We start from the raw sequence: 17,844 nt of genomic DNA on the forward strand, positions 1-17,844 counted from the left end.
TCGATATTTATTAAACGATACCGATGGCACCCATTATGATGCCGACGATCATGGCAATGGTCGGGATGATGAACGCAACCACGAAAACATCTTTATAAGTTTCTTTATGAGTCAATCCTGTAACCGCCAATAGTGTCAATAGAGCACCATTATTAGGGAAAATGGATGCACCTGAAGCGACTGCCGCCATTCTGTGGAATACATCCGGGCTGATTCCCGTCGATTGTGACAAGCTGTAAAAAGTATCGCCAAGTGCATTAAGCGCAATACCCATACCGCCTGAAGCGGAACCAGTGATGATTGCCATGATTTGTACGGCAAGAGATTCGGCAACGAGCGGATTGCTCGAGATATTAAGCAGCCAAGAAGTGATGTTATCAAATGCGGGTATAACCGCAATGACAGCTCCGAATCCAACAGCGGCACTTGTATTCAGGATGGCCATCACTGACCCTTTCGCTCCCTCATTAACAGAGAAAATGAACTTTTTGTAATCCTTGATATTGATGACCATAATGCTCAGAACCCCTAATAATAAAGCATAAATGGGTTCTAATTTCACAACGTTAAGCAATAGGACAACAATAAGAAGGGGAACCAAGGACAATAACCAATTCGGTACTTTTTCATCTTGCTCAGAACCGGTAACCGCATCATCTTTTTCGATGAATCCTTCTCCTTTAGCAGAAAGAGATCTTTCTCTGTAGGATAACCAGAAATACCCGCCAACTGCCATGATCAATGAAGTGACGATCCCGATGATCATGCCTGAAGTAGGTGTCGTATGGAAATACTCCATCGGTATCAGGTTTTGGATTTGCGGTGTACCCGGTATGGCCGTCATCGTGAAAGTAAATGCCCCAAGCGCAAATGTGGGAACAAGCAGCCTTCTCGTAACGTTTGCTTCTTTAAACAACGCAAGTGCGATCGGATAAACGGCAAACACGACCACAAATAAACTGACTCCGCCATATGTCAATAAAGCGGAAGCGATCAGTACCCCAAGAATCGCCCTCTTTTTACCAATGATCTGCGTTACCTTCTTGGCAACGGATTTCGCAGCACCCGTTTCTTCCATCAGCTTTCCGAAAATCGCTCCCAGCAGGAAGATTGGGAACCACTTCTGAACGAACCCTACCAATCCGGTCATATACGTTCCGGTATACGTTTCAAATACATCCAATCCGCTCATCAATGCTACTACTCCAGCCACAAGCGGCGCCACCCAAATGATGGACCATCCCAAATAGGCCAAAGCCATCAGCAATACTAAGCCTACAATTATACTTAACACTCGAAATCACCTCTTTCCAAGGTGATGTAAATAGTTTTGCTTTCCATCATGCTTCCCCCTTGATGTGTAACTCCGTTATGCTGCAGACTTCAAAATCCTTGTCTCACAGCATCAACCCTAAAAAAGTGGATACGAGAACACCCTCTTTTTTTGTAATCTTAAAATAACTTCATAAACCTACCTTGTCCGCATTTCCGAGAAAGGTGAATAAGCTGATTGATAGGATGGAAATATATTCATTAATATAAGACATCATAAATACAGCTCATACTAAAGCCCTTTCTCCTTATACTTTTACAGTAAAGAATATTTTATTAAAATAGGTTTATATATACTTGCTTTTTAATCCTCATATAGTTTACATCCACTTTATTTATAAGTAAAATGAATAAAGAGAATACAATCTATTCGTTCTACGAATAAATAGGAGACAGATATGGAATTACGAGATTTAAAATCATTCATGGAAGTGGCCCTACATAAAAGTTTTACGAATGCCGCCGCGAATTCTTATTTAACACAGCCTTCCTTAAGTAAAGCCGTCAAAAAACTCGAAGAAGAGCTGAATGTGGAACTCTTTGACCGCTCAACGAGACACCTTCGACTGACCGATGCCGGACAAATCGTGTATCAGCAAGGCCAAAAAGCCTTCGCCGCATTATCCGAATTGAATGTACTCTTGGATGACCTCAGGGACATAACAACAGGCGTTGTGAAAATCGGCATCCCTCCGCTGATCGGCACTCTGTTTTTCCCGGAAATTGCCCGCATCTTTCAAGAACGTTATCCGAAAGTTTCCCTCGAGTTGGTCGAACTGGGCGCAAAGCTGATTGAAAAGCTTGTCGAAGAAGGCGAAATCGATCTCGGCATCGTCGTATTGCCTGCCAGCGAAGCTGATTACAATATTTACCGCTTCATTGAAGACGAATTCGTTTTATTTCTTCATGAAGAGCACAGACTTGCACGCCATTCAGCCGTCACCTTAACTGAATTGAAAGACGAGAAATTCATCCTTTTCTCAGAAGACTTCACTTTACATGATTACATTATCCAGGCATGCGAAAAAGACGGATTCACCCCTGACGTCTCATACCAAAGCTCACAATGGGACCTGATCATTGAACTCGTCTCATCCAAACTGGGCATCACCCTCCTGCCCAGATCGATTTATCATAAGCAAACCAACGAAAATGTTAAAATCATTCCGTTAAAAAACTCGAACCTCCACTGGAAACTCGGGATCATCACCAAAAAAGACGCCTACCATTCCTTCGCTCTGAAAGAACTATTGAAGATGCTGAATGAAGGTGTTGGTCTAGTGCAGAATGACATTACAAACACCAATTAAATATAAAAAAATGTAAAAGCAGTGGATTTCGGAGGTGAAATCTCACTGCTTTTCAGTGTTTCTTCAGAAGTTTCTTCAGTTTCGTTTACATGTAGTTTTATAGTTCAGCTTAAATCATAGTATTAAAAGACTGAATCAAAAAACTAAGGAGACTTGCGATGAAAGCAATGGTATGCACGAAATACGGTTCACCCGATGTACTGGAACTCAAAGAGGTAGCAAAACCGATGCCCAAGGACAACGAAATACTGGTAAAGGTTCACGCGGCAACAGTCGCTTCAGGGGACGTAAGAGTCCGGGGTTTTAAGAGTCCTTTCTTATTATGGCTGCCGATGCGAATCTTCCTGGGTCTTAGAAAACCGCGAAAACCGATACTCGGAGTGGAGCTGGCCGGGGAAATAGAGGAAACGGGAAGGAATGTAAAAAATTTCAAAAAAGGCGACCAGGTTTTTGCCATGACTGGAATGAATTTTGGGGCACATGCCGAATACACATGCTTACCTGAAGATGGGCCAATCGCAATGAAGCCTGCCAATATGACCTACGAGGAAGCCGCCGCCGTTTCTTTTGGGGGAACGACAGCTCTGCACTTTTTCAGAAAAGCCAATATCCAGGACGGACAAAAAGTCCTCATCTACGGTGCATCCGGTTCGGTAGGTACTTCCGCGGTACAGCTAGCCAAATACTTTGGAACAGAAGTTACCGGAGTATGCAGTTCCGCTAATTTTGAATTGGTGAAATCATTGGGAGCAGATAAAGTAATTGATTATACGGAAGAGGATTTCACGGAAAGACAAGAGCGTTATGACATCATCTTTGATGCAGTCGGGAAAAGCTCGAAAGCCAATTGCAAAAAAGCACTAACCCCGAACGGGCGATATGTGTCCGTTGAAGGGCAAGGAATAGCAAAGGTACTTACGGAAGATTTACTACTCATTAAGGAGCTAATCGAGACTGGAAAAATAAAATCGGTCATTGATAAACGCTACCCGCTGGAACAAATTCCCGAGGCTCATAGATATGTAGAGCTAGGACATAAAAAGGGAAATGTCGTCATAACTGTACATGATAAACCCTGACAAAACCTTGCACATGTTTTAACTACCTCTTGGACATGTAAATACCCCTTAGACAATCGGATCTGAAGGGGTAGGATGTCATTATGCAGGAAGATGTTGAAACTTTTTCCAGGAACAAACGTATATGGAAGGTATACAGCAATTTCTGGAGGACTCAATGAATATAGATGCAATTGTACAATTAGTTTTAATGTTAGGGATTCCGGCCTTCTTGATGTGGCGGGGTTATAAAAAGATGTCAGAAGAAGAACGAAATGATGTGAAGACTGATTTTACGAGTAAGCGTTTTATCTTTACGGGTGGTCTGGTGGCACTCAGTTGGGTACTCTTGTTGGTCGAACCAATTTTTGAAGCGACATGGATGAAAGTGATTAGCGGCGTGCTTTTTTCTATTGGAATGATAGTGAGCAGCGTCTTTATCTGGTTGAACGCTTCATCAAAGTGGAAAGCAGTGCTTGGTATCATCTCTTCAATCATCGCTTTAGCCATCTTTTTTTGGGCGATCACCTAAATATTTGCAGCCCTTTGCAAGGAAACTAGTTAGAGTAAGCCCGATTACTGATTCGTAATCCGGATCGGTTTAAAGAGAAAAGAGCGATTTCAATTTAGCATTATCAAATCTCATTGACTCTCTTTATAAAGGACTCTAACTCACCTATTGATTTAAATTTAAAAGAATACCCATAATGTATTGGAGTTTGGCCTTTATTCACTCTCTTAGGAAATTTTTTTAATGCAGTACTATGATACTTCTTTTCACTTTTAAAATCTTTATGGTTTTCTACTGTCTTTGGATCCAAAACAACACCTAGCTCTTGAGTAGGCAATAAGTATATTACCTCTCCAGTTTGGATGTTTTTAAATTCTGTAGCCTTACTGGTCTCCTTTTCTTTATCATAACCATTTCTTTCGAAAGTCCTGTATAAGCTCGCCCATTCCTTCACTTACTATCATTGCTTCATCTCCCTTATTCGAGGCATTACTTGTGGATTATCTCAAAAAGATGCCAGGGCATTCTTTTATGACATTACTATTTTCATTTTCCGGGCTAAATCCTATTAGATTTTAACATATATAAACTATTATCCCGCACTCATTGGGAAGATTATTGAGGTTCCTCCTTGCAAAAGGTTAAGCTGAGGCTATTCAACGTGTAAAGTTTAGCGGTGAAAATGAATAAATCGCTGTAGTTATTCTCAACGAACTCTTCAATGATCTCCATCCCTTTTCTGAATCTATCAACTAATAAATGCGTGTAGTTTTCATCCCAGGTAAACCGATTGATTCGTTTAAGTTCATCTGCCCATACCTGAAACTTGAACTCGTCAACAAGAAGCTTCAATTGATACAATTTATCTCTATTTAAACAAAAACAATTGTTTTCATTTTCATGATTTTCCCGGACGAATGTAATGAAACCATTTATATTATCAGCCAACATATTCGCTATTTGCATCTCGAAGTTCATTTCTAACATCTCCTCAATGTCTAAAATCTATATGAAGAGTGTATGTTTTGAAATGGTATTTTAACACCAACAATTCTTTTTTCGAGATAGATTTCCTTGCGCATTTCCTTCTATGATAGAATTTACACAAAAAAATTGCCCCCCTTTCCTTCCAAGGGGACAATCTCACATCGAATCCAGAACCAAAGAGATAAGCAGGCCGGCTGCGGTGAATATGCCCGTGATCGGCCCTCCGTCTTCATATGCTTCAGGCATCATCGTTGAGGCAATCATGGCGATGATCCCGCCGCCTGCAAAGGCTGCCATCGCTGCCAGGACATAGTCCGGGGCATGATCGAGAAATAGATAGCCCGACATCGAGGATAGTGCCGAAATGATCAGGACAGAAAACCACAGCAGCATGATTTTCTTTTTGGAATAGTCACTTTTGAGCAGACCTGTTGTACTTGAGAGCCCCTCCGGAATATTACTGATGAAGATGGCAATGACCAATAACCAGCTTACCGAGCCGCCGCTTATTAAGCTTGCGCCAATCATGATCGACTCCGGTATGGCATCCATAACCGTCCCGATAAAAATGGCTAGGCCCGCTTCCTTCGAGGAGCTATTATTGGACCGTTTCCTTTTATCCGCACCTTTTTTGGAAATAAGTAAATCCAAGGCAGTAAATACGGCTGCCCCTGCGATGAATCCGATTGCCGTCGCCCAAATTCCTCCATCACTCACCGAATCAGCAAGCAGCTCATATGCCGCGGCACCAATCAATACACCCGTACCAAAAGCCATGATATAGCCAATGATGTTTTTCTTGATCGGAATGAAGATGGCGGCAAGTGCGCCAAGCAGGACAGCAGAACCCGAAACCCCTCCCCAAAAGACCGCATTCCACATAGAATTCCCCCATTTCCTTTTTATAGGATAGTGTACCCGGGTTGATGTTGGGGTAAACAATGGGCCGCTTTTTGCAATTCCAGCAAAAAAAAGCAGTTATATTCGCTGCCTAGTTTTTGGGTATAGAATAGTAGAGTACTTATGAGTATCCTGTTCTTCACTGCCTTATATGACTGATATTTGCGGTTTTCCTTCTTCTCTTTCACTAACCTTTTCAATTTTATCGACAAACATTTGAAAAACCTTTCTCTTTTCTTCCAGCTCTTTTATTGATTCTTTCAATTCGTTCAATTTTTGTTCAAAAGGTTTATGATAGAGCTCGCGGATGTTTCGAATAATTTCATCATTTATAGTGGATTGTACAACTTGCTTGGTGATATTGAATTTATAGGAATAAACCTGAAGATCACGCTTAACTTCTTCATACTCTTTTTCTATCCCATTTAATACATCACTAATTTCTTCATTCCATTCGATTAAAGCCTTTTTCACATGTTCCTCCACCTTTATTCCCCCTCTTTAACTAACAAAAAATCCATCTCCATAAAAACTTATTTTATCAAAAGTTCATTTCGGTTTCTTTTCGGCTTAGTTACTTAACATATAAGTTTCATTAAAAACAGATAACAGTTAATAACGAGTTACGAAACACTTTTGAAAAATCACATAGAATGAAACATGCAACTATAACCTATGGAGGTGTTCAGACTGATTCATACAGTTAAACCAGGTGAAACACTGACACAGATATCCAGGGACTATCGGAAACCGCTATCGGCCATCATCGCTGCTAACCCGACCATAAATCCAAATGTCATTAATCCTGGTCAACCCATAATGATCCCTGGTTTTCCTCCTGCTGATACCATTCCATTTCAGATCGATGTGTCCGTTAACAACCGTAAGCTAAGACTGCTAAAAAATGGAGTATTGCAGAAACAATATCCAATCGCCGTTGGAAGAATGCTGTTCGGTACACCAGTAGGACAGTTCATCATTATCAATAAAGCCCCCAACCCCGGAGGCCCATTCGGTACAATGTGGATGAGTCTATCCAAGGAGCACTACGGCATTCATGGAACGAATGACCCCAGCTCGATTGGTAAAGCCGTCTCAAAAGGCTGTATTCGCATGCATAATCGGGACGTGGAGGAATTATCAAGGATTGTTCCAATCGGGACACCGGTTACGATTCATCCTTAATGTGCTTAGTTACTCTTATATAAATAAGCCGATGGAATTTTCTCATCGGCTTATTTTTCCGTAAACGTAAAAATCACACTTGAACCAATTTTTTCGCCTGAAGCTTATACTGAATATCGGCAACCTGCTTTATGAACGCTTGATCATGGGATACAAATATGATCGTGCCTTCATATCCAGCTATGAATCGTTCCAATGCTCCAATGGCAGTAATATCCATAAAGTTGGTCGGTTCATCCAATAACAGAATGTTGTATTCCCCTAAGAACAACTGACAAAGCTGGAGGCGAAACGCTTCTCCGCCACTTAAGGACTGAACGCTTTTCAGTATATCCGTCCCAGTAAACTGCATCGAATGCAGGACGCTTCTTAAAAAACCTTTATCATATTCTGAGCGATTCTCCAGGAATTGCAGAACCGTTTCATCTTTTGCAAATCTATAGCTCATTTGACGGAAGTAACCCATTTTTGCTTTTGGAGAAACCGTTAAACCTGTACCATTATTCGCAATATGGTGAAGCAAAGTACTTTTACCGCTGCCGTTGCTGCCTGTGATGGCTATTTTTTTACCGATCGGCAGCTGGAAACTCACCTCATCCAATAATACGTTCTCCTTCACTTGAAGAGTCAATCGGTCCGCCATTATCGGGAACTTATTATGCAATTCCAATTGCTTTGACTGGCGAAATACGATTTGCCTTTCCTCTTGAACAGCTTCCACTTCCTGAAGTTTTTCCACTCGATGCTCAATTGCCTTCGCTGCGCGTTGTGCGGATTTTTGGCTTGTGCCTTTCGATTTCGTCATAAACGACTTATTCGGCTTTGCATTCGCCTCTTTTTTTGACAATCTTCCAGCCTGAGCGATTTTTTCAGCCTTTTTCATTTTTTCCTGCGCCGCTTTTTCAAGCCGGCTCTTTTCTTTAATGAATTGTTCATGAGCATGCGTCTGTTGTTCACGCTTTAACTGCTTCTGTGCCATGTACTCGCTGTAATTCCCTGAATATACATGTACCTCGCCTTCATGCACTTCCCAAATCGTTGTGACGAGTTCATCCAGTACAGCCCTGTCATGACTAATCAAGACAAGCGCACCATAGTAATAGCGCAATTCATCAAGTAAAAATGAAAGGCCGTCTTGATCCAAGTGGGTTGTCGGCTCATCGATAAGCAACGCTTCATTATAGTGGGTAAACAATTGGGCAAGCTTCAGCCTCGTTTGCTCACCGCCGCTTAGTGACGCAGAATTTCGCGGAACTGCCAATTTTCCCAGTAACGCTGGATCAGCTTCTGCAACAACAGGCGCTTCAACTTGCTCAAAATAGCCACGATCAACGTAACCCTTTACCTTTCCGGTTGTCGGTTGAATTTCTCCAGCAAGCAACTTCAATAACGTACTTTTCCCTGTACCATTTTTCCCGACGATGCCGATGCGGTCAAATTGATGTACAGCCAATCGATCAATCTTCAATATCTCTTTATCTAAATAAGTCACTTCGACATTTTCTAATTCAAAGCATATTTGTTCCATATTCGCTACCTCCGAAATTTGTGATTTCGTATCGATAGCTTGGATCGATACGAGCTTCTATTTCAAGCCCGCATCAAAAGAATAATAAGAATTGCAATTTACATTCCCCCTATTTTGTAGTCACCGCTGAATACCCTGTAATCGATATGAGCTTAACTCCCAAACTCGCATCAATAGAAAAGTAACATCATCAAGTTAAATCCCTTCAAAACAAAAAGCACACAGAAAGGCTCTGTGTACTGAAAAAATCGGCATAGATATCCCGTAGAACGACAAAACCTCTACAACATATCCATCCTATACACACAGCAAATAACCCCTTAGTTAAAGTGGTTTTTTCCATAATATGTGTGTATATCAGTATAGTTGTAAAAATGCCACGTTTATCGCTCCTTTCAATTCTTGCCCCTATTTTAGCCAGGAAATTTCCAATAGTCAATGTTTTTCGTTTTATATAAAAAAGGCAGGGATCTCCCCTGCCAGTACACTAGATCGTTCTATCTATCAATTCATATTGATCGGCCAATAATAAAACACTAGCGTAACCATGATAATCATGACGCCGCTGATCATTAAATAGGCCGGGTATCTGCGGGTGATGTTCATTTCTTTTTGCTCGTCTAGTTCAATCGGTGTTTGAAGGATATTTGCTTGAAACTCCCTTTCTTCGATGGTGATCAATGTATGAATACCATTTATACCCAAATTATAGGCCTATTCATATGGAAGGGCTCTAAATTCATTGTTACATCTCTAGTAACAGCACTAAACTTTATTACCGGATTCAACATTTGCTTTTAAACTTGATGAAGATTCATACTTACTTTTTTCTTCTTTAAACTATTAAAAATTATTCTAGGTGGCAACTTATCATAAATCTTGGTGAGTTTAAGGCGTTTTCTTAGCAACGGAATGTTAAAAGTAAGACAGATAAAGTGCTATAAAATCACATTTACAATTGCTTCAAAGTATTAATTTAATATATTTGGCAAAAAACGCTAATTATTTATATAATAAAACTAATAAAAACATACAAAGGGTTGTAGTTATGAGTGAACCAGAAAAGGTAATTGAAGCGTGGTGGCATTTGGAAACGTTGGCACCGGGAAAAATTCAGACAAAGCGCTTAAAGGAACGTATTGCAAAAAAATATTTAAAAAAAGAAAACTATCTACAAAAATTCACAGTGCTAAATGCAGCAACGATGGAAATACCACTCTTTTGGCAGCAAATTGAGCTAAAGTCATTGCAAATTCAGAAACGTTTTGGCTTTTATGGCAATGTATATTACGAGCATGAATTAACGCAGTTCCAACGCGATTTACATAACGTGCATGGGGAAATTATAAATCCGTCTTATACAATCTGTTTTAGTTATTATGTGGAGTTCGATGAAGATGGTAAGTATATTGATGAGTCACTATTTATTCCTTATTTACAGCTCTATATTAAATTAATGAAAGAGCAGGATGAATTGCAAGATATCGATTTTATGCAAGTGTATAACGAAAATAAACTCGTTTTAAATACACAAGCAAATGCGATTAATGGAGGTCAATTTAGTGACCAATGGATGCAAGAATTTCACAAGCAGTTTCTGCAATTCTTTGGAACTGTGCCACGTGCAGAAATTCGTGTATTGGAATGTATCTTAAAGCAAGATGACCAAGAAGAAAATATGAAATTTAATAGCTTTTTTACGGAGGATTTACTGCGCGCGAAAAATGATTTAAATAAGACATTGACGACATTCTTAACACAAGCCGCAGATCGACAAGACATTAATGAAAATCTTGCATATATCGAACATATTTTACATCCAGAGCAACTTCCATTAGGAAGATGGCCTTCGCCAGTTCAGTACCGATTGTCATTAATGCAACAAGTAGCCGTAAATGAATTTTTTGCATCAGATACCCCTGTTTGCTCGGTAAATGGCCCACCTGGTACGGGGAAAACAACACTGCTACAAGATATATTTGCAGAAATTATTGTAAAAAAAGCAGATGCAATGACCCGATTTAGAGATGATGTAAATGGCATGATTAAGCAAACAAGCTTCAAAGAAAAAATCCCTCATCCTTTTAAAGAAAATGAAGAGATAGATCGTTTTATTTATGAAATTGCGCCATCAATAGCCCAACATGCGATGGTCGTGACATCAAGCAATAATGGTGCAGTTGAAAATATTTCAAAAGAATTACCTCAACAAAGGAAAGTTGATGAGCGCTTTTCAGATGAATTAATGACTTATCAATATGCTCCAAAAACAGCGAAAAAGATAATTGGTCAGGATAGCTGGGGGCTATTTTCAGTAGCGCTTGGTAACAGTTCTAATATCAAAAAAGCAGCACAACAATTACTAGATCGAAAGTTCAGTGTGATGGCTGAATGGAGTAAAGCAAAAGCTGCACGTGATGAAGCAAAAGAAAATTGGGCAACAATTTGCGATGAGTTTATTCAATTAAAAAATGAAGTAGAAGCTGAAAAATATGCGGTAGCACAAATGATTGCTGGACGTAAAAAAGCAGATGCAACGATGCAGCAGTCAACAGATGCTTTTTGGACAACTTCAAATTACGAAAATCGTCAGCAAAGTGTATTATTTCAAACTGATAATTTAAACATTAAACGTTCAAAATTATTTATAAAGGCGATTCATGTATTAAATCACTTTATTTTAATTCATGGGGAAAAATTACGTGCAGCATTATCGTTATTAGAAAAGAAAAATACATTAGATTTAAATCAAGAGGAAACGATTGAAAAGCTTCATGCGATGTGGCATACCGTCCACTGTTTCTTCCCGGTTGTGAGCACGACTTTTGCAAGCTTTGCATCGATGTATCGGGGTATTGATAAAGACTTTATTCCGTACTTAATGATTGATGAAGCAGGACAAGCTTTACCATTGCAAGCAATAGGAGCTTTATGGCGCTCGCGTAAGGTTATGGTTGTAGGTGATCCACTGCAAATTGAACCTGTTGTCACAGCAGATAATACAATATTAGAAGATTTACGGAAAGTTTATAGCCTTGAGGAAGACTTACTAGGTGTAAGATGTTCCGTTCAATCGGTAGCAGACCGTAGCAATAGTAAAGGCACCTTTGTTCAAGAGAATCGATGGATTGGGATTCCGCTTTGGGTGCATCGTCGCTGTTTAGAACCTATGTTTTCAATGGCCAATGAATTAGCTTACGGTGGCAAAATGGTACTTGGAAAAGATGGGGTAGGGAAAAGTGATTGGTATGATGTTAAAGGAAAGGTGAGCACTCAACAATTTGTTAAAGAACAAGTAGTAGCGCTTGAACAAAAATTAGAAATGTATTGGCAGCAAAAAATTCAGCAAATGTTGTTAATGAAAATGTGGGCACTTGCGGGAGACGAGCCGAAAATGGTCTTAAAAGAAGTGTTTTATGAACACTTTATGACACAGCAAGAACCTTCGACAGAATTAGCTGTATTATCGCGCCAAGCACTATTCAAACAATATATTTCTTACAGCCCACAGCTTCGCTTAGAGGAATTTGAAAAGCAATTAAAATTAATTGAAAGCGGCGAGTTAAAAACACCCTCCGTCTTCATTATAACGCCTTTTACCGCGGTTAAAAATGGAATAATAGACTATTTAAAAGCGAAGGAAAATCGTTGGGCAATATTGATAAAAGCGTTTAAACATGAATTACCGCATGATGGTATTGATGAAACCGCAGAAGCATACCGAAAAATTTTGATAAACGTTGCAAAAGAGGCGAATGATTGGTATAACGAGTGGATAAAGGAAAATATAGGAACCGTTCATACATTCCAGGGGAGAGAAGTAGAAATTGTGTTCTTTATTACAGGTACGGATGCTACGAAAAAAACAGCAGCGGAATGGGCCTGTAAGGAGCCAAACATTTTAAATGTAGCGGTCACACGTGCGAAGGAAGAATTTTATATTATTGGAGACCGTCAGCTATTAAGCGTATACCCAAACTATCAAATCATATTAAATAAGCTAATAAATACGTAAAAAAACATCCATTCAGTGCCTACGCTGGTGAGATGTTTTTTATGGATAACGATATTATAATTTTTTAATCTGGGGCTATGTTAATTTATTAACAGCTTAAACTAACCATCTTTATCCAGAGATGGTTAGTTTTTATTTTTGTTCACCTGCTACACTGGTCACAAAATAAAAGTTCCTCCAGTAACCGAATGATATCCCCACTAAATATAAAAGCTCAGTTTTAGAAGATTGAGCTTTTATCATTCCAAAATCTTCTTCTCTCTCAACTAGTGTCTAACATCAGACCGTCTAAAGGTTGTCTAGTTTAATGTAATTATCCTAGATATTTTTTCGGCAGTTTTAGATAAAATTCACCATTCAATTGTAAAGTGGTTCAAAGCAAACCAAGCACTTCTCTAAATACTTTGGAAGGCTGATGAATTAATAAATCTGTACCCAATATTCGTTCCTGACTATCATTTTTAATAAATAAAGTTTTTTCCTCTTGATTCAAATGGATTTCGATTCCTTTAAACGAGAAAGTCCCTACTCCTAAAGCTTCGTCCAAAACCTTGTTATCGAGGTTTATCTTTATCTGATCTGAAATCCTTCTCAGCATCCTCCAAAGAGTGGTTTCCTGCTTGTTTTTCATGTATAGCTCTGGCAGCTCTTTCGCCTCGTTTAGTAAAGAAAGAGTTGTCATCATATACGTTGCTATGCCGTATTTTACAGGACGGATAACCTGCTTTGTATTTTTCCAAACTTCCACAAAGAAACGGACAGTATCCTCTTCAGTAGCAATTCGCTTGATTTCTCCATAATCTCTAACACCGTTCTCCCCAAGTTCTGAAGTCGAATAAAGTGCAACATACTTTGCTTCTTGCCAGCCCTTTTTTAAGCTATTAACAGGGATTTGATAGTAGCCCTGCTGAATAAAGTCTCGATAAACTGCTTCGTTCGAAACCGTCCCGACAAGTACTTTTTCTTCTAATGTTGATTCCCATTCCTCTTTCGTTCCCCTAGGTAATATCCCTTCACGCTGAATTTCCTCAGGACTTTTTTCAATGAGGCACTCTAAGAATCGCTCGACCATATTAGTAGCGTTTGGCAAAAATGGCAACCCGCCAATATTGACTTTATTAATACTCTTATAAAAATGATGTTCTTCATAACTTTGCTCATCTGACCAAGGAAATAACACATACGCTCCAAAGGCTGTCCGCTCATAAGGACCATTACACATCGAAACTAGTGAATCCCTATAGCGGTGCATCGTATTAATATCGTCTTCCACCGGTCCCGGCGTTTTATAACGGGATTGATAATAGCTTTCAGGTTGTGCATAATCAATTCGGTATTTGGCATCAATTACATAATTATAACGGTGATTTTTTCCTTTTTTCTCAATCGTCAACATCGAGTCAGGCTTTTGCGGAATGGTAGGTAAATCTTTCTCATATTTTTGATAGATAAGTTCAATCTTTTCCTTTGTTACTGGGTGCTCAAAGACTCGTTTTGCTGTTCTGTTTGCCTCTAAATTCACAAACAGCCCATCTCGGTTTACACTGACAATATCATGACTCAACAGGGTATATTTACTGCTCAAAATTTGTCCTAGCTTTAAAAAAGTCCAGTATTCATATAATGTAGCAACATCCTTAACAGACATTTGATAAAGCTTTCCTTGCAGCATAAGGCCTTTTGAGACCGTTAAATAAATTTGAAAGGCATCTCGATAACCTGGTGCCATTTGCAGGACTAAACTCATTACCGATCGATCAAGTCTGCCAATCGATCGCCAAAAGACATTATTCTTCCTTGACTCAAGCTGCTGTTTCATTTGATTCAGCCGTAACAGAAGTTCCGTATCAGGTACTTCCTTCCAACGCTTATTCCTATTCATTAAAGCGCCTAACAAATCATCAAACTTATGAATCAGTCTTTCCATCATCCATTTTACATAACGATTTTCCATCGTATCGTAACGCAACTCTTTTTTAGGCTTAACCCCTTCACGCGGCATCATCGTTTTCCCATGAATTCTAATTCCATTCTCCACTTCCATAAAAGATTGACTCCGTTTTTGCAAATACTTCCGTGTATAAGAATCAGTCTTGCTTAGCTGATCGCCGCGCGCTTTCACATATGATGTTTCTAATATATGATGTGGCTGCCTCTCGATTCGGTTAACAGCCTGGATTAACTGCTTAAAATGCTTCGTCATCAAACGATAGAATTCAGCCCTGCTTGGCTTACCTTCAAGCTTGATGTTTGCCCCTAAATACGTTTTCCGGATAAAGTGAAAAGCCAAGTTATAAATCTCATCATTCACTTCCTCAAGCAACTGTCGATAATCTTTCTGATAATCCAATTTAACCGGAAAAATTTCAAGTGTGACTTCCAATAAAGTTTTTGCACCTGAACGAACTTCAAAAGTCGTATACCCTACCTCATTTTGAAATTGAAGATTCCCTGTTAAAAGCGACATTCCACTCAATTCCATACGAGATATTGCCTGGCGTAATATAGGATGTTCATGGTAAAAGTTTAGTTCTTGATTTTGTTTTGAAATGACAAGCACTTGATATGTCCCATTTTCAAAGAAAATTGGCCGCACCTGCTGGGAATCAGTTAACTTTCCTGATTCAATATCATAGACTTCAACACTTTGTACGTCTTCTCCTGAAACAGAAAATTGCATCATATCATGATAATCCATCTTTCGATATTGCTTTAACCCCTCGTACCGGTTATGATACGGCTTTCCCTTAATCACTAATGAAAATGCCGCTGCCTCTATTTTGACCAAGTCGACATCATCAGGAGATCCAGAAGGATGTGAAGCCATCTTGTAACCTCCTAAGCATCTCTACTACCTTAGCGGCACTTTTCGGATATCTCGCCGTACGTATGCTGATTTCATTACTTTCCTCATCATCGATATATTCTTTTGAAGTAAACAAACGATATAAACCCTCTAATAACCTTTCTACCCGGGTATCACTACCTGAAATACGCGGCAGGATCTTTTGTAATATACAATGATCAAAAGCATTCTCAAAACTCATCAATTCACTGTCTTCGTTATAAGCAAGGTAAAAACATATCTCATCCCGAACCCGATAACCGATATGGGCATTGGTTAGCTGCAATGATTTATTGATATCTTCCAATTCAGCGGTAACCTTTTTAACAAGCTCCTGATTCCCCAAATAAAGATCCTTCAAGTGTAAATATTTCGACCTGAACATATGGTCCTGAACCAATTTTGGTTCCACTTCTGCTTGCTCTTCCAGAAAAGCAAAATTCGATAATTCCACCCGGTTAAACTCAATCGTATTTGCCCGGTCGAGCACCTTTTTACTAAAAGGATGTGTCGTTTCATCCATATTGACCGTCCCTATAACATAAAGATTCACAGGCAACCTGATATCCCGCTTTGCCATTTCCTCAGAAAGAAGAGCCGACGTAACCATCTTTCCGTCAACCCACTTACGGCTCTCCATCACGCTCAACACATCGCTAAAATAATGCTCCACCCGCGCTAGATTCATTTCATCGAGTAACACAAAATAGGGATTATCCGGATTCTGTTTCGCTTTTTCAATCACAGTCGTAAACGGACCTGGCTTAAAATCTCCCTTAATATCCACATACCCTAGCAAATCCGAACCATCATTCCAATCCGGACGAATCGGAATCAACGTGAACTGCCCATTCTCCTCAGTAGCCCCCACACTCTCCGCAAACCACTGAACAATCTTCGTCTTCCCTGTACCAGAAATACCAGAAAGGATAACAAATGGCTTTGTTTTAAGAGATAAGAACAAATTTGTGACTTCTTCTTTGGTGTAGTAGAACCCTTTGGCTGTAATGTAAGAATGGATGTGGGTGATTAGTTCTTTGTTATTCGCTAACCATTTTTCTTTTTCATATGTAATCTCATTACCCGGAGATGAATTATATAAAGGATCTATAAGAGGATTACTTTTAAATGCTATATACTCTTCATAATAACCAACCATCATTTTAAGATCTTGAACAAGCTTCGTTTCAGCAGGTAGATCATAAAGATTATACTCAATATAAGCAGCAGTTGACTCTGCATATTGTTTTGCTTTATTGCTATCTCCTATAAACATGCTATCATCTTTTTTCACTGAAGAATCCATTGTGATATGTCCCCGAATATCCTTTTTTATCCTCAACATATCTTGTTTAGACGTTTCCGTTACACCCTGACTAAAAGACAAATAAAGTCTCTTCATATCTTCACTAAAAAGGTAAACTAAGTAATACCCTCTTTGGGTAGAATTCGTTACCTCATTATTTAAAATAGAAATCCAGGGAACCGTTGCCCAATTCCCTTTACCAGCAGAAGCTGCAACGGAATAGTTTTTATCATCAAGAAACGATAACTTACTCATCTCCTTTGGTACATCGTGTCTTATAAAGCTAGCAAAAGCATTTCCACCAAAACCCTCACTTTTTGCTGTTAGATATTCACTCGATATTTTCAGAAAATACTCTCGTAATTTACTGTCCACTTTTTGCAACTCCTTATTGTATGTGCTCATAATATGTATATTTTGATTAGAACTTTATCATAGTTACTTCTTTTTCCATTCAATTAAATCATCACCATTATTGTTCTAATCTCATAGTACGATACATTTACAAAATTTATAAATTATCTTAAGAAAAATATCGATAATTCACAATTACTCTGAAACACAAAAAAATCCTGCCAAGTTATACCTAAGGAGGATTTCGATGAAGTACTATTTCCTTTTATTAAACTAGTTCGCCTTCGGCTCAAAGTGATACTGAAGTCTATATTCACATATATCCTTGGTCATTTCAAACAACACCCTCTGATCCATCTAGTTTGATATCAAAGTTCATGTTTAAAATATCATCTTCATAAGTAAACCATCCTTTAGAGCTTCCACTCCACTTAGACATAGGCATATTTTCAATTAACTTACTAACTCCATCTTTATCGTGATGCCATGGCTTTTTAGAGGATTTGTCAGCAA

Annotated in this window: 14 protein-coding genes; 5 read left to right on the forward strand and 9 right to left on the reverse strand. The window is 39.1% G+C overall.

The features are described from left to right. Positions 1–10: 10 nt before the first annotated feature. Complete coding sequence (locus tag ABC374_RS19750; protein ID WP_413019504.1) at positions 11–1,294, reverse strand: GntP family permease; 1,284 nt, start codon at positions 1,292–1,294, stop codon at positions 11–13. Between the two features lie 436 nt (positions 1,295–1,730). Here ABC374_RS19750 and ABC374_RS19755 point away from each other — a divergent pair, with 436 nt between their 5' ends. From ABC374_RS19755 to ABC374_RS19765, 3 genes are all read left to right on the forward strand, one after another. Then, positions 1,731–2,642 (forward strand): LysR family transcriptional regulator, encoded by a 912-nt coding sequence (locus ABC374_RS19755; RefSeq protein WP_413019505.1) that lies wholly within the window; start codon positions 1,731–1,733, stop codon positions 2,640–2,642. 158 nt (positions 2,643–2,800) lie between these two features. Continuing rightward, complete coding sequence (locus ABC374_RS19760; RefSeq protein ID WP_413019506.1) at positions 2,801–3,721, forward strand: NAD(P)-dependent alcohol dehydrogenase; 921 nt, start codon at positions 2,801–2,803, stop codon at positions 3,719–3,721. Positions 3,722–3,878: 157 nt separating this feature from the next. Further along, a complete protein-coding gene (locus ABC374_RS19765) occupies positions 3,879–4,232 on the forward strand; it encodes a hypothetical protein (protein WP_413019507.1) in 354 nt (117 codons plus the stop codon). 103 nt (positions 4,233–4,335) lie between these two features. Here the strand turns inward: ABC374_RS19765 and ABC374_RS19770 are convergent, their stop codons facing one another. The 4 genes from ABC374_RS19770 to ABC374_RS19785 all read right to left on the reverse strand — a co-directional run bounded on the left by ABC374_RS19770 (position 4,336) and on the right by ABC374_RS19785 (position 6,584). Beyond that, entirely contained in the window at positions 4,336–4,548 is a 213-nt protein-coding gene (locus ABC374_RS19770) for a hypothetical protein (RefSeq protein ID WP_413019508.1), read from the reverse strand. Positions 4,549–4,826: 278 nt separating this feature from the next. Beyond that, complete coding sequence (locus ABC374_RS19775) at positions 4,827–5,189, reverse strand: hypothetical protein (protein ID WP_413019509.1); 363 nt, start codon at positions 5,187–5,189, stop codon at positions 4,827–4,829. Between the two features lie 165 nt (positions 5,190–5,354). Further along, a complete protein-coding gene (locus tag ABC374_RS19780; RefSeq protein WP_350299994.1) occupies positions 5,355–6,080 on the reverse strand; it encodes a ZIP family metal transporter in 726 nt (241 codons plus the stop codon). Between the two features lie 165 nt (positions 6,081–6,245). After that, positions 6,246–6,584 (reverse strand): hypothetical protein, encoded by a 339-nt coding sequence (locus tag ABC374_RS19785; RefSeq protein ID WP_034309801.1) that lies wholly within the window; start codon positions 6,582–6,584, stop codon positions 6,246–6,248. Positions 6,585–6,788: 204 nt separating this feature from the next. On the opposite strand from ABC374_RS19785, the gene ABC374_RS19790 reads away from it, so the two are divergent. Next, a complete protein-coding gene (locus ABC374_RS19790; RefSeq protein WP_413020404.1) occupies positions 6,789–7,283 on the forward strand; it encodes a L,D-transpeptidase family protein in 495 nt (164 codons plus the stop codon). Between the two features lie 73 nt (positions 7,284–7,356). Here ABC374_RS19790 and ABC374_RS19795 read toward each other — a convergent pair whose 3' ends face one another. After that, positions 7,357–8,811, reverse strand: coding sequence for an Msr family ABC-F type ribosomal protection protein (locus ABC374_RS19795; RefSeq protein ID WP_413019510.1), 1,455 nt, complete (start codon positions 8,809–8,811; stop codon positions 7,357–7,359). A 504-nt stretch (positions 8,812–9,315) separates the two neighbouring features. Next, positions 9,316–9,516 (reverse strand): hypothetical protein, encoded by a 201-nt coding sequence (locus ABC374_RS19800; RefSeq protein WP_413019511.1) that lies wholly within the window; start codon positions 9,514–9,516, stop codon positions 9,316–9,318. A 343-nt stretch (positions 9,517–9,859) separates the two neighbouring features. On the opposite strand from ABC374_RS19800, the gene ABC374_RS19805 reads away from it, so the two are divergent. Beyond that, positions 9,860–12,826 (forward strand): AAA domain-containing protein, encoded by a 2,967-nt coding sequence (locus tag ABC374_RS19805; protein ID WP_413019512.1) that lies wholly within the window; start codon positions 9,860–9,862, stop codon positions 12,824–12,826. Between the two features lie 373 nt (positions 12,827–13,199). Here the strand turns inward: ABC374_RS19805 and ABC374_RS19810 are convergent, their stop codons facing one another. Continuing rightward, the gene (locus tag ABC374_RS19810; protein WP_413019513.1) at positions 13,200–15,653 is read right to left on the reverse strand and encodes a DUF2357 domain-containing protein; all 2,454 of its coding nucleotides are present in this window, start codon (positions 15,651–15,653) and stop codon (positions 13,200–13,202) included. Next, positions 15,625–17,352 (reverse strand): MrcB family domain-containing protein, encoded by a 1,728-nt coding sequence (locus tag ABC374_RS19815; protein WP_413019514.1) that lies wholly within the window; start codon positions 17,350–17,352, stop codon positions 15,625–15,627. The genes ABC374_RS19810 and ABC374_RS19815 overlap by 29 nt, the downstream gene beginning before the upstream one ends. Positions 17,353–17,844 lie beyond the last annotated feature (492 nt).

This window comes from Peribacillus phoenicis (genome assembly GCF_047238085.1).
Classification (GTDB): domain Bacteria; phylum Bacillota; class Bacilli; order Bacillales; family DSM-1321; genus Peribacillus.